This window comes from Acuticoccus sp. MNP-M23, assembly GCF_031195445.1.
In the GTDB taxonomy this organism is placed as follows: Bacteria; Pseudomonadota; Alphaproteobacteria; order Rhizobiales; family Amorphaceae; genus Acuticoccus.
This window is the reverse complement of the sequence record NZ_CP133480.1, coordinates 3,361,122-3,382,322: the sequence shown is the minus strand read 5'-3', so window position 1 is coordinate 3,382,322 and position 21,201 is coordinate 3,361,122. Positions and strand designations below refer to the sequence as shown.

The window sequence follows — 21,201 nt, the reverse complement described above, 5'->3', positions numbered from 1 at the left end:
GCGGTGCTTCGGCGCACCGTCCCGTTAACGAACGAGGCCGCCGGATCCGGCGGCCTCGCGATAAGTCTAGCGCCGGAGACCGAGGCGCTTGATGAGGGTCTGGTAGCGGCTTTCGTCCTTGGCCTTCACGTAGTCGAGAAGGTGACGGCGCTGGGAGACCAGCTTCAGGAGACCGCGGCGGGAGTGGTTGTCCTTCGCGTGGGTCTTGAAGTGTTCGGTGAGGTTGATGATGCGCTCGGTGAGGAGGGCAATCTGGACTTCGGGAGAGCCGGTGTCGCCCTCCTTGCTGCCGTATTCCTTGATCAGCTCGAGCGTACGCTCTGACGTAATCGACATCGGTTACTCCTTGAATGCGAGAGAAGCGCGATGAGCCGGGATGTCGTCCAGCCCACGCGGATCGGTGGTGTGTAATGTGTCTTGACGCGTCCGTCGAGCCTTGGCGGCGCTCCAATGTGCGTCCTTTGGCCCGAAAGGGGCGAAAATCTGCGCTGGCCGGCCTTTGCGCGGTGCTGGCGGAAAAGGCCTCAGCGGCAGTCGACCACGAAGCGTTCGACCCAGCCGTAGAAATTGGCATCGTCCGCCGGGTCGCGCAGGAGCGCCCAGGGCCAGCCCCGCGCGTCGTTTGCCATGGTGAAGAGTTCGACCTCGGTGCCGGCGGCAAGGCTTGTGCGCACGGCGCTCGCCGGCTCCGTTCTCGCCAGGATGGTGTAACCGGCGCGGTCCGTCACCGTACAGGTGGGGTCGGCCAGGGCCTGTGTGGAGAGGACGGCGAGAAAAAGCGCAAGTATCAACCGCATTTTGAACAACCGTTGCTCTGGCGTTGGCCAGTTTCTACAGCGTTCAGCCTACCCGGTCGCGCGGTTGTTTTCAAACCATGACATTGCCGGGGCGCGAGGCGCCGGCAATGTCATGGCGCGGCGTGTCAGGCGGCAGGCGCGGCGCGGCGGCGCTTCATGTGGCTGCGCACGCTCCACGCCACCGACAGAACGGCAGCGGCCAGGAGGGCCGCCGAGATGGGCCGTGTGAGGAATGTCGACCAGTCGGCATCGCTCATCAGCGCGCGGCGGAGGTTGGTTTCGGCGATCGGGCCCAGAATGACACCCAGCACCAGCGGTGCCAGCGGATAATCCAGCCGCTTCATGATGTAGCCGAGAAGGCCGACGAAGCCGAGGAGGTACACGTCGGTGATCCGGTTGTTGAGCGCGAAGGCGCCCACCGCACAGCACACCGTCACCACCGGCACGATCACATATTTCGGGATCTCGGTGACGCGCAGGAAATAGCGCATGGAGAGGGTGCAGATGAGCAGCATCAGAACGCTGGACACCGCCATGGCGATGAACATGCCGTAGACGAGGTCCGCGTTTTCCAGGAACAGGCGCGGGCCGACGGAGATGCCGTGCACCATCAGCGAGGCCATCAGGATCGCATCCACCGCAGAGCCCGGAATGCCGAGCGCAATCAGCGGAATGAGGCCCCCGCCGGAGGTGGCCGAGTTGCCGGCCTCGGAGGCGACCACCCCGTCGGCGATGCCGGTGCCGAACTTCTCCGGCGTCTTGGAGGCGCGCTTGGCCTGATCGTAGGTGAGGAGGTTGGCGATCGACCCCCCTGCCCCCGGCACCGCGCCGACGAAAACGCCGAGGAGCGATGAGCGGAGGAGGTTGATGGGCCGTGACAACACTTCGCGCATGACGGCGAAGGTGTGGAACTCGATGGTTTTCGGGATCAGCGACCCTTCCGCCCGCACCGCATCGGGCTTTTCCAGTTCGCTCATCAACTGGCTGATGGCGAAGATGCCGATGAGGACGACCAGGAACGGAAGCCCCGGCGCCAGCATCTCCACGCCGAAGGTGAAGCGGGGCCGGCCCATCATCGGGTCCGGCCCGATGGTGGCGATGGCAAGGCCGACGGCGCCCGCAATGAGCCCGCGCAGGAGCGAGGCGCCAACGAGGCTCGCCACAATGGTGAGCGCGAAGACGATGAGGGAGAAATACTCCCAGGGGCCGAGCTTGACCGCGACGGCCGCCAGCGGCGGCGCTGCCACCACAAGCACGATGGTGGAAATGACGGTGCCGAAGAACGACGCCCACACCCCCAGCGAAAGCGCCCGCCCCGGCTGCCCGTTGCGTGCCATGGGGAACGCATCGAACGTGGTCGCGACGGAGGACGGCGTGCCCGGAATGCCAAGGAGCGCTGCCGAGATGAGCCCGCCCGTGTAGCCACCGACATAGACAGAAAGCATCACCGCAATGCCCTGCAGCGGCGGCATGGCAAAGGTGAGCGGCAGCGTCAGCACGATCGCCATGGTGACGGTGAAGCCCGGAATGGCCGCGGCGACGATGCCTGCCACTGAACCCAGCGCCATGTAGAGCAGCGTGTCGAATGCCAGGATCTGCGACAGGCCGAGGAGGAATGAGTCCATCATGGAAGGGTGCGCCTCATCCCAGAAGCCCGCCAAGAATGCCGCGGGGCAGGAAGACCAGGAAAACCTTCGCAAACAGAAGGTTGAGCCCGAAGGAGAAGACCACCGCCACCACCAGCGCGATCAAGGCGCTTTTCAGCGTGCGCCGGGCGACGATGAGCTGGGCGACAATCAGAAACAGGAATGTGGAGATCGCAAAGCCGAGCGGGCGCATGAGCGCGAGATAGACCGCAAAGGCAACAAAGACGCTGATGACGAGCCGATGCTCGACGAACGCCGCGCCGGAAAGCCTTGCAAGCCCGTCGGGCAGGCCGATGCGGGCAAGCCTGCGCGCAGACCCTGCGATGGCCAGGACGCAAAGAAGAGCGAGAAACCCCATCACGATGCGCGGGAAGGAACCGGCGCCCAGCGGTTCCCACCTGGAATCCGGCAGTCCCAGCGACACGGTGAAGAAGACGCCCGCACCCAGAAGAAAAAAGACGTACGACGCGAGCTTGGCCAGCTCCGCAGCGCGCGCCTCGTTGGCCGTCTCCCCGTCAGGTGCGGAGGACGCCGAAGCGCCCTCCATCCCGTTCGGAGCCGGCGGCTCGGTCACAGTGGAGCCGCTCATCAGCCGCCCAGTTTGTCGGACAGGCGCTCGATGGCCGTGTCGAGGGTCGTGAGGTACTTGGCGTAAGCCTCATGGCCGCGATAGTCCGCTTCGGCGCCGGCATTGCCGAGCTGCTCGACGAAGGCCTTGTCCGCCGACAGCTCTTCAAGTGCTTCTTCGAGGACGGCGCGGGTCTCTTCCGGCGTGCCCTTGGGCAGGACGATGCCGCGAGTCACGGCCAGCTCCAGGTCGAGACCGAGGGACTGGAGGGTCGGCACGTCAGGCGCAGCCGAGGTGGGGGCACCGGAGCCGACCGCCAGGAAGCGCAGGTCGCCATTGTCGACGAACTGCTTGGAGGACGCGATGTCGCCGATGGCGGCGTCGAGGTTGCCGCCCACGAGGGCGCGGATGCGCTCGCCGGTGCCTTCATAGCCGACATAGGAGAATTGTGCGCCGATGGCGTCTTCGATCATGGCCGCATGAAGGTGCGGCACGCCGCCGAGGGTGACGCCCATCTTGATCGCGCCGGGGTTTTCCTTGGCGTAGGCAGCGAACTCCTCGAAGGTTGTCCAGTCGCTGTTGCCGTTGACGACGAGGTACTGCGGCGACGAGGTCATCAGCGCCACGGGCTCGAAACTGTCCCAGTTGAGGGGCGTCATGCCGGTGGCGTTGGCAACCAGCAGGCCTTCGTGGATCTGGGCGATCGTGTACCCGTCGGCGTCACGCTCGGAGGCGGCCTTGAGGCCGACCGTGCCGGACACGCCGGGCATGTTGATGATGGGCATCGGCTCGCCGAGGAACGGCTCGACGTTGTTGGAGATGATGCGCATCAGCGTGTCGCTGCCGCCGCCGGGCGACCAGGGCACGATGAATTCCACCGCCCGGTCGGGATAGTTGTCCTGTGCGGTGGCGGCTGTGCCGGCGCCGAGCGCCGTTGCCGCGGCGAGAGCCGCCGCGATGAGTGTCCTGTTCAGCAATTTGCTCTCCTTGATCGTTCGGGAGTGGGCGCCGGCCGAACGGCTGGCACCGCTGCGTCAGTGATCGACGATGCCTATGGCGGCATCGACTGAAGCCGTCAACGCGCCTGCAAATCCCGTTCCGTTCCGCTGCGGCGGGTGCGCGCGGCGGTGTTGAGACCCACCCTTCGGAAACAGCTGGCACTCTCCGCGCGAAATGCCCGTGCCGGTTTGCCACAGGTGCAGAACGCGTAGTTCTGACGGTGGCCCGAAAGGGCAATCGACGGCATCAGCGCCCTGAAGGCACCTTCGTGCGGAGCGCGCCTATTCCGCGAATGCGCTTAGCGTATCCCCGGAGCGACGGGATGCCACGCGATCCTGATGCGGGCAGCGGCTTTGCTGCCGGCACATAGGCTGCCAGCATTTCGGCGATGACGTCGTTCACGACCTTGTCGCGGACATGCAGATTATCCCGCTCGAAGGCGCTGGTGCCAAGGGAGCGAACCATTTCGTAGCTCGGGAAATAGTCCACTTCGGCCCGCTCGTGCGCCAGCCTGTGCGCCGCAAGGACGAGTGTCGCCTTGCCGTGCTCATTGGCCACGATCGCATCACGCTGCGAGAAGGTGGCGCCGAACGGGACCGGCGAGACCGTAAGGAGCACGCGTTTGGGCGGACCGACGCTGGCGATGTCATCCAGCATCCGGGTCAGAAGCCTGTGGCACTGCTCGGGCGTGAGCGCGAGGAAGCGGAAGCGGTCCTTGCCCATCCGCTTCAAGACCTTGGGCCGCGGCGCGTCGTTGAGGTAGATGCCGGTTTCGAGGTCCACCCACAGCTCGATGAGACCGAGGGTGATGAAGACAGTCTCGGCCTTGGCAAAAGCATCCCGGTAGAAGGTGTGGATCTCCTGTCGCCGCTCCACCGCCCGCTCCGGCGTGACCGGGACGTGGCCGCTGGCAATGGCGAGGTCGGCAACCTTGCCATCGTCTCCCGAGGGATAGATCCCGCCGGTCATCGCCTCCGAATTGAGGGCATCCGCGATGGCCTGCATCATGGTGCCGGGGTTGTACTGATTGAGAATGCGGTTGGCACGGCCGGTGAAGCCGTCGCGGCTGGCGTCGATCCGGCTTGCGGGCACGTCGAACCCGGCGGCAAGCAGCGGCGCCTCCGCGTTGCGCACGAAACACGAGCCGATGGTGAGGACGGTGGAGCCCGGCGCCAGCTGGAATGAGGGCCGCAACGTGGGGGCAAGCATCCCGCTGCGGAGGCGCCTGTCGGCGCCATCCGGATATTTGCGGGCGGTGTTGTCGCGGGCCTGCCGGTATGCCTCACCGGCAGACATGGAGCCTTCGCCGCCAGCCACGATATCCAGCATGTCGAGTGGCGCGGAGGACGTCGTCTGTTCGGTCAAGGACCCTTACCTGCCACGCGTTGCACAAAAGCAGCAGGATTATCGCTGCAGGGACGCATCCTTCCGGATACCCGCCTGAACAGAACATGACCGTTCCATAAATTGTTTTTTTAAAGCGAAGCGAACACCCTCACCCACGAGCGAATGCCTTTGTGGAACGAGGTGAGATCGTACTTCTCGTTGGGAGAATGGACGTTGTCGTCCTCCAGCGCGAAGCCGATCATCAGCGTGTCCATGCCAAGCTCGTGCTTGAAGGAGTGGACGATGGGGATCGAACCGCCCATGCCCACCATCGCCGTCGGTTTGCCCCATTCCTCTTCCAGCGCAGCCGCGCCCTTCTGCAGCATCGACCAGGTTTCGGAGACGCGAAATGCGGGGCCCGCGCCATGGTCGATGAACTCGACCGAGCAGTCGGACGGGATGCGCGCCTCGACGAACTCCTTGAAGGCGGCGCGCAGCTTCATCGCGTCCTGGTCGCCAACGAGGCGGAACGAGACTTTTGCACGCGCTTCACCTGGAATAACCGTCTTGAAGCCGGCGCCGGTGTAGCCGCCGGACATGCCGTTGACCTCGCAGGTGGGGCGGGACCAGACCTGCTCCAGAATAGTGCGGCCCGTCTCGCCGGCTGGTTCGGAGAGGCCGATGGGACCGAGGAAATCCGCCGCCGTCAGGCCGAGGCTGTCCCAGTTGGCCTTCTGGGCGTTGCTGGGCTCGGTGACGCCCTCGTAAAAACCGGGGATGGTGACGCTGCCGTCCTCGTCGTGAAGGTCGGCGAGGATCTTTGCGAGCACGTGGTTGGGGTTGCGGGCCGGGCCGCCAAACTGGCCGGAATGCAGGTCACGGTTCGCGGCGCGCACGATGATGTCGTGGGCGACGAGACCGCGCAGGCTCATGGCGATGGCGGGGGTTGTCGGGTCCCACATGCCGGTGTCGCAGACGAAGGCGGCGTCGGCCCGCAACTCCGCCGACGACTTGGCGAAAAATGCCGGCAATGAGGGGGAGCCGGACTCTTCCTCGCCCTCGAAGAGGACGGTGACGGGGACCGGCAGTTCGCCCTCGACGGCCTTGATCGCGCGCAGGGCCTCCACCATCGACATGAGCTGGCCCTTGTCGTCACAGGCGCCTCTGGCGACGATCATCTTGCCGCCGTCCGGCCGGGTGACGATACGCGGGGCGAACGGGTCTTCCTGCCACAGGTCGAGCGGATCGACAGGCTGGACGTCGTAGTGGCCGTAGAGGAGGATCCGGGGTTTGCCAGCAGGACCGTCCGCCTTGGCGAGGACGACGGGGTGGCCCTCGGTGTCGCGGGTTTCTGCCGCAAAGCCAAGGGTGGCGAGGTCATCCACCAGCCAGTCGGCTGCGCGGCGGCAATCGGCAGTGTAGGCCGGATCGGTGGAGATCGACGGAATGCGCAGGAGCGCGAAGAGACGCTCGAGGCTTTCGTCGAGGTTGGCATCCACGTGTGCCAGAATGCTGTCGACGTTCATCTTGAAGCTCCTCCAGTTGCGTTCCGCCCGCCAATGCCGGTAAATTTCGGCCGGGAGGATCGGCTATGGCTGACACTGGCGCCTATGACAACTGGCGCGCAATTGCGGAAAAGGCGCTGAAGGGCGCCCCGTTCGAAAGCCTCCTCACCCCAGAGATCGGGTTGACCGGCGCCGAGGGCCTGATCGACCCGCTGTCGATGCCGGCCGAGCCCGTCTACGCCGGGCGCGCGACCGCCGGGCCATGGACGGCGCTGCAGCGGGTGGACCACGATGGCTGCGACGCCGTTGCTGCGCTTGAAAATGGCGCAAGCGGCCTCAGTCTGGTGTTTGCCGGTGCGCCGGGGGCCCATGGCCGCGGCCTCACCGCAAACAGCGTTGCGGCGCTGGATGCCGCGCTGAAGGGCGTCCGCCTGGAGCTGATCCCCCTCACCATCGAGGCGGGCACGAACGGGGCGGCCGCGCTGGCTCTGGTTCTGGCATTGTGCGCCGAGCGGGGCACCGTCCCCCTGGCCCTCCACGCAGGGCTGGACCCGCATGGCGCCGCAGCATTTGCGGGCGCACCGGTGGCGATGCCGCTTGCCGAGGCCGTAACGCTTTACGAAGACCGCGAGCTTGCCGGGGCCGCGCTCTGCGCCGACGGGCGGGTTGCGGCGGAAGCCGGGGCAACGCCGGCGCACGAGATCGCCTTCGCGCTCACCGCAATGGCTGCGATGCTGGCCGAACTCGACAAGGCCGGCATTGGCCCGGAGCGGGCGCTGCCGCAGATTTCCGTGGCGCTCGGCGCCGACGCCGACCAGTTCGCGACGATGGCCAAGCTGCGGGCGATGCGCCGGCTGCACGCGATGATCGCCGATGCCTGCGGCGTGACGACCAGCCTCCACATCACCGCAACCACCACGGCGCGGATGCTGTCGTTCACCGACCCGCACACAAACCTCTTGCGCCTCACCATCGCGGCAATGGGCTCGGCGCTTGGCGGGGCGGACGCCATCGAGGTGCTGCCGTTCGACGGGATTGGCGCGCCCTTTGCCGCCCGCATGGCCCGCAACATCCAGACGCTGATGCTGGAGGAGGCGCACATCGCCCGCCTGTCCGACCCCGGCGCCGGCTCGGGCACCATCGAGATGCTGACCGACACCATCGCGGAGGCGGCATGGCGCCTGTTTCAAGAAAATGGCGCGGGCGACCCGGCCTGGCTGTCCGACGGCACCTTTGCGCAGATGGCCGCCACCGCCGCAGCGCGGGAGCGCACCATCATCGGCGTAACCCGGCACCAGCCGCCCGAACCTGCTGAGGTCGACCGGCCCGCCACGCCAACACCACCGGATGGCGAGCCCACCGCCGGCGCAACGCTTGCCGACCTTCAGGCGCTGGCTGCGGCGGGCACGGCGCTCTCGCTATCGGCGCCGGTGCCGGGTGCTGGCGCGGTCACCCCGGTGCGCGCCGCCGCCGCCTTCGAGCCCGATGCCAGGACGGAACCCTGAAAATGCTGCCGGATTTTTCCGCTCTCACCTATCGGCCGCTCTCCACCGCCGTCCCCGGCAACACTGCGCCGTGGACGAGTGCGGAGGGCATCGACATCAGCCCGCTCGCCGATGCGGACGGGCTCGACCTTTCCACCATCCCCGGTGCGCCGCCTTATCTGCGCGGCCCCTACCCCACCATGTACGTGCAGAAGCCGTGGACCATCCGCCAGTATGCGGGCTTTTCCACCGCCGAGGAATCCAACGCCTTTTACCGGCGCAACCTTGCAGCCGGGCAGAAGGGCCTGTCGGTGGCGTTCGATCTTGCGACCCACCGCGGCTACGACAGCGACCACCCCCGTGTGGCGGGCGATGTGGGCATGGCTGGCGTTGCGATCGATTCCATCCTCGACATGGAGACCCTGTTCAGCGGCATCCCCCTTGGCGAGATGACCGTGTCGATGACCATGAACGGCGCCGTCCTGCCGGTGCTGGCGCTCTACGTGGTGGCCGCAGAGGAACAGGGCGTTGCGCAAAGGGACCTGAAGGGCACCATTCAGAATGACATTCTGAAAGAGTTCATGGTCCGCAACACGTTCATCTATCCGCCCCAGCCTTCGATGCGGATCGTGTCGGACATATTTTCATATACGGCGGCAAATATGCCGAAGTATAACTCCATCTCCATTTCCGGCTACCACATGCAGGAAGCCGGGGCGACGGCTGACCTTGAGCTGGCCTATACCATCGCCAACGGCCTCGAATACGTGCGCGCAGGCGTTGCGGCGGGGCTGGACGTGGACAAGTTCGCCCCGCGCCTGTCCTTCTTCTGGGCCGTCGGGATGCACTATTTCATGGAGATCGCGAAGCTGCGCGCAGCACGGCTCCTGTGGTCGGAGCTGATTGCGAAGGAATTTGCGCCGAAGGACCCACGCTCGCTCTCGCTGCGGGCGCACTGCCAGACCTCCGGCTGGTCGCTGACGGCGCAGGACGTCTACAACAATGTCGCCCGCACCATGATCGAGGCGATGGCCGCAACCCAGGGCGGCACCCAGAGCCTCCACACCAATGCGCTGGACGAGGCGCTGGCCCTCCCCACCGACTTTTCGGCCCGCATCGCCCGCAACACGCAGCTGGTGCTCGCCGAGGAGAGCGGCACCACCCGCTTCATAGACCCCTGGGGCGGTGCGCCTGCCGTGGAGCGCCTGACCGCGGACCTCGCCGCCAGTGCGCGCGCCCACATCGACGAAGTGGAGGCCATGGGCGGCATGGCGAAAGCCATCGAGGCGGGCACCCCCAAGCTCAGGATCGAGGAAGCCGCCGCCAAGGCACAGGCCCGGATCGACAGCGGCAAGCAGACCGTGCTTGGTATCAACCGCTACAAGCTCGCCAGGGAGGACGACCTCGACGTCCTGAAGGTCGATAACGCGGACGTGCGCCGTCAGCAGGTCGAAAAGCTGAAGCGGCTGCGCGCGACGCGGGACCAGGGCGCCACCGACGCAGCGCTCACCGCGCTCAGCAACGGCGCCAGGGGCAACGGCAACCTCCTTGCCCTGTGCATCGATGCGGCACGGGCCCGCGCGACCGTGGGCGAGATGAGCGACGCCATGGAGGCCGCGTTCGGCCGCCACACGGCGCAGATCAACTCTATCACCGGCGTCTACAAACGGGAGGCTGGCGCGATGGGCGAACGGATTGAGGCCGTGCGTGCCGCAGCCGACGCATTTGCCGAAGCGGACGGCCGGCGGCCGCGCATTCTGGTCGCCAAGATGGGCCAGGACGGGCACGACCGCGGCCAGAAAGTCATCGCCTCCGCCTTCGCCGATCTCGGTTTCGACGTGGACATCGGCCCCCTCTTCGCCACCCCCGAAGAGTGCGCCCGGCAGGCAGTGGACAACGACGTGCACATTGTGGGCGTCTCCTCGCTGGCAGGCTCTCACCTGACGCTGCTGCCGACGCTGCGCGAGGCGCTGGCGGCGGAGGGGCGGAGCGACATCCTCATTGCCATCGGCGGCGTCATTCCGCCCGGCGACATCGCCCCGCTGACGGAGATGGGCGCGGCCGCAATCTTCCCGCCCGGCACCGTGATTGCGGATGCTGCGGAGAACCTTCTCGCCATCCTGACACGCCGTGCCGAAGGAGACGACCGTGCCGCCGCCGAGTGAAGCCGCGATGATCGCGCTGGCGCAGCGGGCGCGCGAGGCGGCAGAAGCGGCCTATGTGCCCTACTCGCGCTTTCACGTCGGCGCGGCAATCGAGACGGCGGACGGCACGGTGTTCACCGCCGCCAACGTGGAGAATGCCTCCTACGGCCTCAGCCTGTGCGCCGAGACGAACGCGGCGATGGCCGCGGCGCTCGCCGGCAAGCACGGTTTTCGCGCCGTGGCGGTGGTAGGCTGGAGTGCAACCGATATGAACGGTGGTGCGCTGGCCGCTCCGTGCGGCCGCTGCCGGCAGATCCTCAGCGAGTTTGCCGGGCCGGACTGTGCGGTCCGGATCGAGCGGCGCGACCCCGCTGCGCCAGCGATCGTCACGACGCTGAGCGCGCTGCTCCCCCATGCCTTTGGCCCGGCGGAGTTTCACAAGCCGGATGCCTGATCTGTACGAACTCGTGATTTGCGACATTTCCGGCGAACACAAGCCTGTTGCCGTATTTCAATCGGAAAATCCTTTCATGCCGCTCCACGTCGGAGAGCGCTTTGACGATCATGGCTGGGATCGCCTTGATGGCATTGGCAGGATCGGCACCGAGGACAAGCCGATCCGCTACCTTGTGTATGCAACCAAGCATGTCGTCTTCGAACGGGACGGCGTGATGACCTATCGGTTCTGCGTCGACCTGCAACCCTATAGCGGACCCCGCTCACCGGCCTGGGGACATGACGACCCGGTAAAATAACGAAAGTCTCCGTTCCTGGACGGCCCTCATGGGGCATCGCACGCAATTTTATCGGTCGAATTGAGGGCGCGTTCGCCGTCACTGAAAGCGTGCAATGACAGCGCAAGCGGCCACTGGTAGGCAGGATGCGCCATGAAGCGCATTTTTCTCTGCCTCACCCTTCTCGCATCCGGCTGTGTCGCCGGCCCGCCCGCCGAACCGCTTTCGGCGGCGCGTGTCTCGTCCGACACATGGCTCGTGATCACTGACGACGGCGCCGGAACGGTTCGCTCCGGAACGCCCTACAACGAAGAAGCGCTCGCGGGCGTCGCCCCCGGCGTCGACATCAGGTCCATCCAGACGGCCAAGGAAGACACCACCGCCTGGACCCATGCCGCCTTCATCAACGAGACCCAGGCTGTGCAGTTCTTCAAGAGCGGCGGCACGGTTTCGGAGATCCACGGCGTATCGCAGCACCTCAAGGGGCCGAACGGCGAGCGCATCGGCATGTCGATGGCGCAGGCCGGTGTCCGCCGCAGGGATTGCCGCAACGGCAACAATTTGTGGCGCGGGATGGCGGTGTGCAAGGCACGCGGCGCCGACCACGTGACCCTCGTCTTCTCCATTCCGCAATATGGCGGACCGTTCGACCGTCTCGCCTCCTCCGAAGATCTGCAGCGGGCCGAACTTCAGCGCATCGTGTGGCGCGCCAGGAGCTGAGCCCACTTGGCGAGGCCGTGACCAGCGGCCAGCGCGCGGGCCTTGCCCGCGCGATCACGCTTGTGGAATCGGCAAGGGCCGAACACCGCGCCAAGGCCAGCGCCCTCGTTCAGGAGTTGATGCCGCGCACTGGCGGCGCGATCCGCATCGGCATCACCGGCGTCCCCGGTGTCGGTAAATCCACCCTCATCGATGCGCTGGGGATGATGCTGATCGAAGCCGGCCACCGCGTGGCGGTGCTCGCAATCGACCCGTCCTCCACCCGCACCGGCGGCGCCATCCTCGGCGACAAGACGCGGATGGCCCGGCTCGCCAACAGCCCGGACGCCTTCATCCGCCCCTCCCCCTCGGCCGGTTCTCTGGGCGGCGTGACCGCGCGCACGCGCGAGGCGCTGCTTCTGGTGGAAGCCGCCGGCTACTCCGTCGTCATCGTGGAAACCGTCGGCGTCGGCCAGTCCGAGGTGGCGGTGGCGGAAATGGTCGACACCTTTGTGGCGTTGATGCTGCCCGGAGCCGGCGACGAGCTGCAGGGGATCAAGAAAGGTCTCATCGAACGGGCGGACATCATTGCCGTCAACAAGGCGGACGGTTCCGCCCGCGACGCTGCCCGGCAGGCCGCAGCCGAGCTTTTGAGCGCGGTGAAAATCCTCGCGTCGGACCCCCCGCCCGAAGTGCTGACAATGTCCGCCGCCACCGGCGACGGGCTCGACCTTTTGTGGCGGACCATCGACACGCACCGCAACGGGCTTGAGGCGAGCGGGGCTCTTGCGGCGCGCCGCCGGGCGCAAGGCGTGATCTGGATGCGCGATATGGTGGCCGACGGTCTGCGGCACTATCTGGCGCAGCACGCGGGCGATGCGGTGAAAGCCATGGAAGCGGCCGTTGCGGATGGCACACTGGCGCCCAGCGCAGCCGCCGCCAGCATTCTGGAGACCTTGCCATGACAGTGCTGCCCGCATCGCGTCCCCGGCTGCTGGTCACCGGCTTCGGCCCCTTTCCGGGCATGCCCGACAACCCCGCAGCCACCCTTGTGCGCAGCCTTGAAGCAAAGGCTCTTTCGGGCGTCACCGCCCGGCTGATCGACACCGAATGGGCCGCCTGCGCCGCATTCCGCGACAAGGCCGTGCGCGCCAAAACCGTTCTGATGTTCGGCGTTGCAGGCGGCACCCACCGGATCCGGTATGAGCGCATGGCGCACCCGGTGGCCTCGCCCCGGCCGGATGCTGCCGGCCGATTGCCGGACAGTGCCCCGCCAATGTCGCGCCGCTCGGCGCTGCCGGTTGCGGCGCTGGTTGCAATGGCGCAGCGGGCGGGCTTTCCGGTGGTGCTCAGCCACGCGCCGGGGGGCTACATCTGCAACGCGTCCTATGCGGCGGCACTCTCCGGCAACGCCAACGCCCTGTTCGTGCACATTCCGCAGCCTGTCGGGCGCAGCAATATCTCGGCAGCCCGGCTTGAAGCCCATGCGCTCTGGCTGATCGGAACACTGCTTGGCCGCTGATACCGGCTTGCAGGCCTTCACCAACGCGGCGTACAAGGTGGGCATGGAAACAAGATCCGCTCCCGCGCTGATTTGGTGGCTGGCTTACTGAGCTGGCGGCCTCGGTGCGTGTTCACGACAATCCGGCTGCCTCCAGGGCGGCCGTTGTTGTTTCGTGCGGCCGGCTTGCGGCAGTCCCACCCCTTCGATGGAGACAATGGTGGAGACTTCAGTCTTTCTGGCGTTTGCCGGGTTTGCGCTGGTCGGCACGCTCAGCCCCGGCCCCAACAACATCATGGTGATGGCGTCGGGCGCAAATTTCGGCTTGCGGCGCACGCTGCCCCACATCTTCGGCATCGCAACAGGGTTTGCGGTGATGGCGACGCTGGCGGGTGTCGGCCTGATGGTGGTGTTCGACGCGGTTCCGGTGCTCTTCACCGTGTTGAAGGTAGTCTCGGTCACCTACCTTCTGTACCTGGCACTGAAGATTGCCCGCGCCGCACCGCCTGACGCCGGCACCGAGGCGGAAGCCAAGCCCATCACCTTTTTGCAGGCTGCCGCGTTCCAGTGGGTGAACCCCAAGGGCTGGGCCTTCGGCATGACGGCGATGACACTTTATGCGCCCGAGCACACGCTCGTGTCGGTGCTGCGGGTGGCGCTGCTGTTTTGCGTGTTCGGCTTGCCGGCCAACGTCTTGTGGACGCTGATGGGCACCATCCTGCGGCGCTGGCTCTCCAACCAGCGCCGCCTGAGGATCTTCAACTTCACCATGGCGGCGCTGCTGGTGGCTTCGCTCTACCCGGCGCTGATGCTCTAGCCGGCGCTGCGGGGCTGGTAGGGCTCGTCTTCGCGCCAACGCTCCATCAGCTCCACGAAATCCTTGGGCAGCTCGTGCGGCAGGTCGATCTGGAGGGTGACGAGGAGGTCCCCCTTGGCGCCCGTCTTCGACGGCAGGCCGAGCCCGCGCAGCCGCAGCGTCTTGCCGCCCGATGACCCCTTGGGCACGGTGACGTTGACCGATCCGCCCAGCGTCGGCGCACGCACCTTGGCGCCGAGGACCGCGTCGTAAAGGGTGATGGGCAGCTCGAGCTTCAGGTTCGCACCGTCGCGCGTGAACATGGGGTGCGAGGCGATGCGCAGGGTCAGGATGGCATCGCCGGCCTGACCGCCCACAGCGCTCTCGTTGCCAAGGCCGCGCAGGCGGATCTGCTGGTCCGGCTCTGCCCCGGCGGGCAGACGCACGTCCACGGTGCGGCCCGTGGGCAGCGAAACGCGCAGCTTGTCCTGGCTGGCAAGATCCTCCAGCGTGACGGTGACGATGACCTCAAGGTCCTCGCCGCGCGGCGCCCCAGCCCCGCCGCCAGCCCCGGCCTGGCCAAAGCCCGGCGCCTCGCGCCTTGCCCCGCCGCCCATGAATTCCCGCAGAATTTCGTCGACACCGCTCGGACCGCCGCCATCGGTGGAAAAGCGGTAGGAGCGCCCGCCGCCGGCCCCGCCACGGCCGAAGCCGCCGAAGCCTGCAAACGGATCGCCGCCCGGCGCCCCGCCGCCCGCACCGCCGCCAAAGCCTGCGCTCTGGTATTTCTGCTGGCCGGCAGCGTCGATCTCGCCGCGGTCGTACTGCCGGCGCTTGTCCTTGTCTTCCAGGATCTCGTGTGCGGCATTGACTTCGGAGAAGCGTTCCTGCGCTTTGGGATCTGGATTTGTGTCCGGGTGGTACCGCTTGGCCAGCCGGCGATATGCAGACTTGATCTCAGCCTCGGAGGCTGATTTCGAAATGCCCAGTACGGTGTAAGGATCTCGCGCCATCCGGTTCCATTCTTGTGCTCGCCGGTCCGCCGTTTCTCCAGCGCACCCGTGCGGCATTCAATCCATTCCAAGCAACAACACCACTATGTAGTGTGAGCCGACCATGAACGCGACCCTAGACGACACCACTTTGAAATCCGGGCAAGCCCCGGACCCGTTCGCCCTGTTCACGGCGTGGCTCGAGGAAGCCGCCGCCACAGAGCCCAATGACGCAAATGCCATGGCTCTGGCAACCGCTGATGCAAGCGGCTTGCCTGATGTGCGCATGGTTCTCCTGAAGGGTCACGACGCCTCCGGCTTCGTGTTCTATACCAATCTTGAGAGCGCAAAAGGGGTCGAGCTTGCGGTCAATCCACAGGCAGCGCTGCTGTTTCACTGGAAAAGCCTGCGCCGCCAGGTGCGCGTGCGCGGCGAGGTGTCGCCCGTGAGCGCCGAGGAGGCCGACGCCTATTTCGCGTCCCGCCCGCGCGGCAGCCGGATTGGCGCCTGGGCATCCGACCAGTCCCGCCCGGCGCCTGACCGGGCAGAGCTGGAGCGCCGCGTGACCGAGCGCGATGCCGCTTATGGCGATGACGTGCCGCGCCCGCCGCACTGGTCGGGCTTCCGCGTCGTCCCGTCTGCCATCGAGTTCTGGAAGGACGGGGCCTACCGGCTGCACGATCGCTTCGCCTTTGCGCGCGACGGCGCGGCTGGCGAGTGGCGTGTGCAACGGCTCTTCCCCTGAGGACTACATCGCTTCCTTGATGCCGGCGCGGATCAGCCACCAGTTCACCGGGTAGGCGGTGACGAAGCCGCACAGCATCGCGATCTGCATCATGAACCAGAACTCGGCGCTGTTTACCGCAAGGGACACGCCGAGCACCCCTTCAAACAGCACAAAGTGGGCGAGCGCCATGAAGGCGTACATGCCCACCTGCCACGAGAGAAGCGAAAGCGCGTCCGCCTTCAGCGCCTTGACGAGGACCGCCCCCACCGAAAGGTCGCTCATCGGCTTGATGGCAAAATACTGGAAGGCAATGCCGAAGACGAACGCGATGACGAAATCGAGCCCCCAGACGGCGAAGATCTTGTCCGCGAACACGCTTTGCCAGCCGAACCAGACCGCGACGGCCGGCACGAAGAAGGCCAGCCATTCGGCAACGATGTCGCCCAGCGTGCAGCCGCTGCCGCAGTGGCTTGCGCGGTCGCGACTTTGATGGCGAAGGGGGTTTCCTCGTCGTCGTCTCGCCCCATCCGGCTTTTCGCCGCGCGCTTGGCGTAGCGGAAGTAGAAGGCGAGCGCGAGAATGCTGGCGAACAGCGCCACAGCCGGCCAGACGATGTTCATGATCCACATGTGCTGCGGATCGCGGATCTCGTCGATGACGCTCACCAGCGCCGAGGCGAAGCCTGCGATCAGCGAGATGATCGAAAGGACGTGAAGCCAGTCGGGGACCATTGAAAAACTTGCCTGTTAAATGATTAGCCCTACCCTTAACCGCCGAGCGACCACGCCGTTCCCGAAAACATTTTCGCCCAAATGGTGCCGGATTGCACCGAAGGAGCGGCAATTGCGATGCGCACGCCTATATGCGGGTTTCGACCGGGTTGTCCCCGCGAGGGGCAATCCTGCTGCGGCATGCCATGAAGGCCGCCGCGGCGCACCTTGCGAAAGAAGGAGGCTCCATGCCGACTGATGTGAAATACCGCACCACCGCAACCGCCACCGGCGGGCGCGAAGGCCACGCGAAAAGCGCCGACGGCGTTGTCGACGTCAAGCTGTCCACCCCCACGGAGCTGGGCGGGTCCGGTGGCTCCGGCACCAACCCCGAAGCGCTGTTTGCGGCCGGCTACTCGGCCTGCTTCCTCGGCGCCATGAAGGCGGTTTCCGCCAGCGGCGATTACGTGAAGGTGCCCGACGATGCGTCCGTGAAGGGTGACGTCGGCATCGGCCCCCGCTCCGAAGGCGGTTTCGGCATTGATGTCGCGCTGGAAATCAGCCTGCCCGGCGTCGACAAGGCAGACGCGGAAAAGCTGGTCGAAGCCGCCCATCAGGTCTGCCCCTATTCCAACGCGACGCGCGGGAATGTGGACGTGCGGCTGACTGTGGTTTGAGCTTTTGCGCCCCCGCGGGAGACTGCGGGGGCGTTTTCAACCGGCGCACCGATCGCCGGTGGCTTTCGTGCGCCAGGCGGACACTGCGGACCGGACAAACGCGCCGACGCTGACCTCCGGCCCGTTGCCGCCCTACATCAGCGCGCCGCGCCGCGACCCGTAAATGAGCTGCTGTGCGATCCCCGCAAGCAGCAAATAGGCCGACGTCACCCCCACGATCCCGGTCAGCACCGACATCGAGGCGAAATCGAACCACGCCGAATAAGCGATGCAGCCTGTCCAGATCAGTGCCACCGGCAATGACACGATCCGCCAGCGTGACGTGCGCACCGGATGAATAAACCGCAGCTTCAAGAACTGAGCAGCGGACAAGAGCAGCACAAGGCCGAAGATCACTTCCCACTCGGGCTGGATCACCAGCAATGCCAGAACCACCATGTTCCAGCATCCCGGAAAGCCTCGAAACGAAGCATCCTCCGTCTTCATCCTTGTATCAGCGAAATACAGCGATGAGACAAAAGGGATGAGAAGAACCACAAACCAGCCGGTCCACCCCGGAAGCAAGCCCGACCCATAAAGGGCGTAGGCGGGGATCATCACATAGGTCAGAAAATCGATGATGAGGTCCAGCAGAGTGCCGTCGATCACTTCTGCATGGGTGTGAACGTCGTAGCGGCGGGCGAGAGGGCCATCGATCCCGTCTACGACGAAGGCGACGGCCAGCCAGATCGCCATCATGGCCCAATCCTGCTGCGCGGCTTCCAGCAATGCGAGCATGGCAAGCGATGCGCCGGTAGCGGTGAATATATGCACGGAGTAGGCTTTTAGGCGCATTCGACAGCGGACACTTTTTTGCAGGTGGAGAAAACAGGCCGAACCGGATGGCAATTTCCATGGGCGACAAACCACTCTCGGCCAGTGGCAACTGTCCGGGAGAGTTCACCGTCGAGCGAACGGCGCCTGTAAGTCAGGTATACCCTTCGATTGGTCAGGCGCGAACCCCGCTTGCGTGCTGAAAACGTATAAGCCGGCTACTTTAATCCAGCGGTCGCATTGGGCAAGCCAAAGCGCCTGAATCGTCCGGCCGCGCGCGAAAAGCCCTTCAACCCGGCGCACCGCACATTATCTAACAAAAGGCGCCGGCCGCATGGCGGTGCCCGCGGTGGCCTTAACAAGCACCGTGTCCTGTCACAATCCGACGCTGCCACACATGGGGCGCCGGGCACGTGGAGGTTCACTTGAACATCGAAAAATTCTCCGACCGCACGCGCGGCATCATTCAGGCCGCGCAGACTCACGCCATCGGCGAGAGCCACCAGCAGTTCACCACGGAACACATTCTGTACGCCCTCCTCTACGACAATGAGGGGATGGCGGCGGGCCTGATGACCCGCGCCGGTGCCGACCCGAAGGCCGCGCAGCGCGCCGTCGAGATGGCCATCAAGAAGATGCCGAAGGTCGAGGGCTCGGGTGCTGGCCAGCTTCACCTCACGCCGGGCGTGGTGAAAGTCTTCACCCAGGCCGAAAAGCTCGCCGAGAAGGCTGGCGACTCCTACGTCACCGTGGAGCGCCTGTTGATGGCGCTCGCCATCGAGCCCGGCCCCAGCCAGAAGATCCTGAAAGACGCCGGCCTCACCCCGCAGGCGCTGGAAGCCGCCATTGCCGACATCCGCAAGGGCCGCACCGCCGATTCGGCGAGCGCGGAAGGCAACTTCGACAGCCTGAAGAAATACACCCGCGACCTCACCGAGGACGCGAAAGCGCAGAAGCTCGACCCGGTCATCGGCCGCGACGAGGAGATCCGCCGCACCATCCAGGTCCTGTCGCGCCGCACCAAGAACAACCCGATCCTGATTGGCGAGCCCGGCGTCGGCAAGACCGCCATCGCCGAGGGGCTGGCGCAGCGCATCGTCAACGGCGATGTGCCGGAAAGCCTGAAGGGCCAGCAGCTCCTGTCGCTGGACATGGGCTCGCTGATTGCGGGCGCGAAATATCGCGGCGAGTTCGAGGAGCGGCTGAAGGCCGTGCTTTCGGAGACGAAGGCGGCCGGCAACGTCATCCTCTTCATCGACGAGGTGCACACTCTTGTGGGCGCCGGCAAGTCTGACGGCGCGATGGACGCGTCCAACTTGCTCAAGCCGGCTCTGGCCCGCGGCGAGCTTCACTGCGTCGGCGCCACCACGCTCGACGAGTACCGCAAGTACGTGGAGAAGGACGCGGCCCTTGCCCGCCGGTTCCAGCCGGTGTTCGTCGACGAGCCGAGCGTGGAGGACACCATCTCGATCCTCCGCGGCCTCAAGGAAAAGTACGAGCTGCACCATGGCGTGCGGGTGACGGACAGCGCCATCGTGTCCGCCGCCCAGCTGTCGAGCCGCTACATTGCCGACCGCTTCCTGCCGGACAAGGCCATCGACCTCGTCGACGAAGCCTCCGCGCGCCTGCGCATGCAGGTGGACTCGAAGCCCGAGGAGCTGGACGAGCTGGACCGCCGCATCATGCAGCTCCAGATCGAGCGCGAGGCCTTGAAGAAAGAGGACGACGTCCCGTCCCGCGACCGGCTGGAGAAGCTGGAGCGCGAGCTGACCGACCTTGAGGAGCAGTCCGCCGGGCTGACCCAGCGCTGGCGCGCGGAAAAGGACAAGCTCGCCGGTGCGCAGACGCTGAAGGCCGATCTCGACCAGGCCCGCGGCGAGCTTGCTGCGGCGCAGCGGGCGGGCGATCTCGGCCGCGCGGGTGAGCTTGCCTATGGCGTGATCCCGAAGCTTGAGCAGAGGGTTGCCGAGGCCGAGACCGCCGAGGACAAGACCGGCATGATGGAAGAGGCGGTCACCGCCAACCACATCGCGCAGGTGGTCTCGCGCTGGACGGGTATTCCGGTCGACAAGATGCTGGAGGGTGAGCGCGACAAGCTCCTGCGCATGGAAGAGGCGCTGGAGACGCGTGTCATCGGCCAGGGGGAAGCTGTGCATGCGGTTGCGTCCGCGGTGCGGCGTGCCCGTGCCGGCCTTCAGGATCCGAACCGGCCGATCGGCTCGTTCATGTTCCTCGGGCCGACGGGCGTCGGCAAGACGGAGCTGACCAAGGCGCTGGCCTCGTTCCTGTTCGACGACGAGACGGCCATGTGCCGGATCGACATGTCGGAGTACATGGAAAAGCATGCCGTCTCGCGGCTGATCGGTGCCCCTCCGGGCTATGTCGGCTACGAGGAAGGCGGCGCGCTGACGGAAGCCGTCCGCCGCCGGCCCTACCAGGTCGTGCTGTTCGACGAGATCGAGAAGGCGCATCCGGACGTGTTCAACGTCCTCCTGCAGGTGCTCGACGACGGGCGGCTGACGGATGGACAGGGCCGCACGGTCGACTTCCGCAACACGCTGATCATCATGACGTCCAACACCGGCGCCGAGTTCCTCGCATCGCAGGGCGAGCATGACGAGGTGGACGCGGTGCGCCCGCAGGTGATGGAGATGCTGCGCGCCACCTTCCGGCCGGAGTTCCTGAACCGGCTCGACGAGATCGTCCTGTTCTCCCGCCTCAAGCGGGCGCAGATGGGCGCCATTGTCGACATCCAGATGGGCCGGCTGCGCCAGCTTCTGGCGGACCGGAAGATCACGCTGGAGCTGTCGGACGACGCGCGCGAGTGGCTCGCCGCTCGCGGTTACGACCCGGTCTACGGCGCACGGCCGCTCAAGCGGGTGATCCAGAAGGAGATCCAGAACCCGCTGGCCGAGAAGATCATCGGCGGCGAGGTGATGGACGGCGACACGGTGCGCGCGACACCCACATCCGAGCGGCTGGTGTTCGAGCGCATCGGCCACGGTGGAGCGGTGGCGGAAGCCGCCTGAGGCCGGCGGTCAAGTTTCTCCCAACAAAGGGCGGCCTCAGGGCCGCCCTTTTTA

The 21,201-nt window shown here is 66.1% G+C and carries 22 protein-coding genes; 12 read left to right on the top strand and 10 right to left on the bottom strand.

Translation table 11 applies throughout. The annotated features are described in order from the left end of the window. Positions 1 to 66: 66 nt before the first annotated feature. From rpsO to RDV64_RS15580, 7 genes are all read right to left on the bottom strand, one after another. Entirely contained in the window at positions 67 to 336 is a 270-nt protein-coding gene (rpsO, locus tag RDV64_RS15610; protein WP_309195842.1) for a 30S ribosomal protein S15, read from the bottom strand. Between the two features lie 188 nt (positions 337 to 524). Then, positions 525 to 797 (bottom strand): hypothetical protein, encoded by a 273-nt coding sequence (locus RDV64_RS15605; protein WP_309195841.1) that lies wholly within the window; start codon positions 795 to 797, stop codon positions 525 to 527. A gap of 125 nt (positions 798 to 922) precedes the next feature. Then, a complete protein-coding gene (locus tag RDV64_RS15600; RefSeq protein ID WP_309195840.1) occupies positions 923 to 2,425 on the bottom strand; it encodes a tripartite tricarboxylate transporter permease in 1,503 nt (500 codons plus the stop codon). A gap of 13 nt (positions 2,426 to 2,438) precedes the next feature. Continuing rightward, positions 2,439 to 3,032, bottom strand: a complete 594-nt coding sequence (locus RDV64_RS15595) for a tripartite tricarboxylate transporter TctB family protein (protein ID WP_309195839.1) — start codon at positions 3,030 to 3,032, stop codon at positions 2,439 to 2,441. Then, positions 3,032 to 3,988: a tripartite tricarboxylate transporter substrate binding protein gene (locus tag RDV64_RS15590; protein WP_309195838.1), complete on the bottom strand. Its 957-nt coding sequence runs from the start codon at positions 3,986 to 3,988 to the stop codon at positions 3,032 to 3,034. Before RDV64_RS15590 ends, RDV64_RS15595 begins: the two co-directional genes overlap by 1 nt. Positions 3,989 to 4,256: 268 nt before the next feature. Further along, complete coding sequence (locus tag RDV64_RS15585; RefSeq protein WP_309195837.1) at positions 4,257 to 5,375, bottom strand: GSCFA domain-containing protein; 1,119 nt, start codon at positions 5,373 to 5,375, stop codon at positions 4,257 to 4,259. Positions 5,376 to 5,485: 110 nt separating this feature from the next. Continuing rightward, positions 5,486 to 6,862, bottom strand: coding sequence for a M20/M25/M40 family metallo-hydrolase (locus RDV64_RS15580; RefSeq protein ID WP_309195836.1), 1,377 nt, complete (start codon positions 6,860 to 6,862; stop codon positions 5,486 to 5,488). A 65-nt stretch (positions 6,863 to 6,927) separates the two neighbouring features. Here RDV64_RS15580 and RDV64_RS15575 point away from each other — a divergent pair, with 65 nt between their 5' ends. The 8 genes from RDV64_RS15575 (at position 6,928) to RDV64_RS15540 (ending at position 14,220) form a co-directional block, all read left to right on the top strand. After that, complete coding sequence (locus RDV64_RS15575) at positions 6,928 to 8,346, top strand: methylmalonyl-CoA mutase family protein (protein WP_309195835.1); 1,419 nt, start codon at positions 6,928 to 6,930, stop codon at positions 8,344 to 8,346. Continuing rightward, the gene (gene scpA, locus RDV64_RS15570; RefSeq protein WP_309199521.1) at positions 8,343 to 10,490 is read left to right on the top strand and encodes a methylmalonyl-CoA mutase; all 2,148 of its coding nucleotides are present in this window, start codon (positions 8,343 to 8,345) and stop codon (positions 10,488 to 10,490) included. Before RDV64_RS15575 ends, scpA begins: the two co-directional genes overlap by 4 nt. Further along, entirely contained in the window at positions 10,474 to 10,923 is a 450-nt protein-coding gene (locus RDV64_RS15565; RefSeq protein WP_309195834.1) for a cytidine deaminase, read from the top strand. Before scpA ends, RDV64_RS15565 begins: the two co-directional genes overlap by 17 nt. After that, positions 10,916 to 11,224, top strand: coding sequence for a hypothetical protein (locus tag RDV64_RS15560; RefSeq protein ID WP_309195833.1), 309 nt, complete (start codon positions 10,916 to 10,918; stop codon positions 11,222 to 11,224). Before RDV64_RS15565 ends, RDV64_RS15560 begins: the two co-directional genes overlap by 8 nt. 132 nt (positions 11,225 to 11,356) lie before the next feature. Then, positions 11,357 to 11,923: a DUF1131 family protein gene (locus tag RDV64_RS15555; protein WP_309195832.1), complete on the top strand. Its 567-nt coding sequence runs from the start codon at positions 11,357 to 11,359 to the stop codon at positions 11,921 to 11,923. A 17-nt stretch (positions 11,924 to 11,940) separates the two neighbouring features. Then, positions 11,941 to 12,867, top strand: coding sequence for a methylmalonyl Co-A mutase-associated GTPase MeaB (gene meaB / locus RDV64_RS15550; protein WP_309195831.1), 927 nt, complete (start codon positions 11,941 to 11,943; stop codon positions 12,865 to 12,867). Continuing rightward, positions 12,864 to 13,424, top strand: a complete 561-nt coding sequence (locus tag RDV64_RS15545) for a peptidase C15 (RefSeq protein WP_309195830.1) — start codon at positions 12,864 to 12,866, stop codon at positions 13,422 to 13,424. The genes meaB and RDV64_RS15545 overlap by 4 nt, the downstream gene beginning before the upstream one ends. A gap of 196 nt (positions 13,425 to 13,620) precedes the next feature. Then, entirely contained in the window at positions 13,621 to 14,220 is a 600-nt protein-coding gene (locus tag RDV64_RS15540; RefSeq protein ID WP_309195829.1) for a LysE family translocator, read from the top strand. Here RDV64_RS15540 and RDV64_RS15535 read toward each other — a convergent pair. Continuing rightward, on the bottom strand, positions 14,217 to 15,212 hold the full coding sequence (locus tag RDV64_RS15535; protein ID WP_309195828.1) for a J domain-containing protein: 996 nt from the start codon (positions 15,210 to 15,212) through the stop codon (positions 14,217 to 14,219). The two genes, RDV64_RS15540 and RDV64_RS15535, sit on opposite strands and share 4 nt — an antisense overlap. Before the next feature lie 103 nt (positions 15,213 to 15,315). Between RDV64_RS15535 and pdxH the strand changes: the two genes are divergently transcribed. Next, on the top strand, positions 15,316 to 15,936 hold the full coding sequence (gene pdxH, locus RDV64_RS15530; RefSeq protein ID WP_309195827.1) for a pyridoxamine 5'-phosphate oxidase: 621 nt from the start codon (positions 15,316 to 15,318) through the stop codon (positions 15,934 to 15,936). Between the two features lie 3 nt (positions 15,937 to 15,939). Here pdxH and RDV64_RS15525 read toward each other — a convergent pair whose 3' ends face one another. Next, positions 15,940 to 16,545: a DUF4396 domain-containing protein gene (locus RDV64_RS15525; RefSeq protein ID WP_375143756.1), complete on the bottom strand. Its 606-nt coding sequence runs from the start codon at positions 16,543 to 16,545 to the stop codon at positions 15,940 to 15,942. On the opposite strand from RDV64_RS15525, the gene RDV64_RS15520 reads away from it, so the two are divergent. Beyond that, on the top strand, positions 16,498 to 16,632 hold the full coding sequence (locus tag RDV64_RS15520) for a hypothetical protein (RefSeq protein WP_309199599.1): 135 nt from the start codon (positions 16,498 to 16,500) through the stop codon (positions 16,630 to 16,632). The genes RDV64_RS15525 and RDV64_RS15520 overlap by 48 nt on opposite strands. 244 nt (positions 16,633 to 16,876) lie before the next feature. Next, positions 16,877 to 17,305: an organic hydroperoxide resistance protein gene (locus tag RDV64_RS15515; RefSeq protein ID WP_309195826.1), complete on the top strand. Its 429-nt coding sequence runs from the start codon at positions 16,877 to 16,879 to the stop codon at positions 17,303 to 17,305. A 132-nt stretch (positions 17,306 to 17,437) separates the two neighbouring features. Here the strand turns inward: RDV64_RS15515 and RDV64_RS15510 are convergent, their stop codons facing one another. After that, positions 17,438 to 18,118: a CDP-alcohol phosphatidyltransferase family protein gene (locus tag RDV64_RS15510; RefSeq protein WP_309195825.1), complete on the bottom strand. Its 681-nt coding sequence runs from the start codon at positions 18,116 to 18,118 to the stop codon at positions 17,438 to 17,440. Between the two features lie 425 nt (positions 18,119 to 18,543). On the opposite strand from RDV64_RS15510, the gene clpB reads away from it, so the two are divergent. Further along, positions 18,544 to 21,147 (top strand): ATP-dependent chaperone ClpB, encoded by a 2,604-nt coding sequence (gene clpB / locus RDV64_RS15505; RefSeq protein ID WP_309195824.1) that lies wholly within the window; start codon positions 18,544 to 18,546, stop codon positions 21,145 to 21,147. Positions 21,148 to 21,201 lie beyond the last annotated feature (54 nt).

Coding starts and splice junctions, on each gene's coding strand:
- RDV64_RS15540 (WP_309195829.1), top strand. CDS start 13,621: ATGGTGGAGACTTCAGTCTTTCTGGCGTTTGCCGGGTTTGCGCTGGTC.
- RDV64_RS15605 (WP_309195841.1), bottom strand. CDS start 797: ATGCGGTTGATACTTGCGCTTTTTCTCGCCGTCCTCTCCACACAGGCC.
- rpsO (WP_309195842.1), bottom strand. CDS start 336: ATGTCGATTACGTCAGAGCGTACGCTCGAGCTGATCAAGGAATACGGC.
- pdxH (WP_309195827.1), top strand. CDS start 15,316: ATGAACGCGACCCTAGACGACACCACTTTGAAATCCGGGCAAGCCCCG.
- RDV64_RS15560 (WP_309195833.1), top strand. CDS start 10,916: ATGCCTGATCTGTACGAACTCGTGATTTGCGACATTTCCGGCGAACAC.
- RDV64_RS15515 (WP_309195826.1), top strand. CDS start 16,877: ATGCCGACTGATGTGAAATACCGCACCACCGCAACCGCCACCGGCGGG.
- RDV64_RS15555 (WP_309195832.1), top strand. CDS start 11,357: ATGAAGCGCATTTTTCTCTGCCTCACCCTTCTCGCATCCGGCTGTGTC.
- RDV64_RS15600 (WP_309195840.1), bottom strand. CDS start 2,425: ATGATGGACTCATTCCTCCTCGGCCTGTCGCAGATCCTGGCATTCGAC.
- RDV64_RS15595 (WP_309195839.1), bottom strand. CDS start 3,032: ATGAGCGGCTCCACTGTGACCGAGCCGCCGGCTCCGAACGGGATGGAG.
- RDV64_RS15535 (WP_309195828.1), bottom strand. CDS start 15,212: ATGGCGCGAGATCCTTACACCGTACTGGGCATTTCGAAATCAGCCTCC.
- RDV64_RS15575 (WP_309195835.1), top strand. CDS start 6,928: ATGGCTGACACTGGCGCCTATGACAACTGGCGCGCAATTGCGGAAAAG.
- RDV64_RS15520 (WP_309199599.1), top strand. CDS start 16,498: ATGCTGGCGAACAGCGCCACAGCCGGCCAGACGATGTTCATGATCCAC.
- RDV64_RS15580 (WP_309195836.1), bottom strand. CDS start 6,862: ATGAACGTCGACAGCATTCTGGCACACGTGGATGCCAACCTCGACGAA.
- RDV64_RS15545 (WP_309195830.1), top strand. CDS start 12,864: ATGACAGTGCTGCCCGCATCGCGTCCCCGGCTGCTGGTCACCGGCTTC.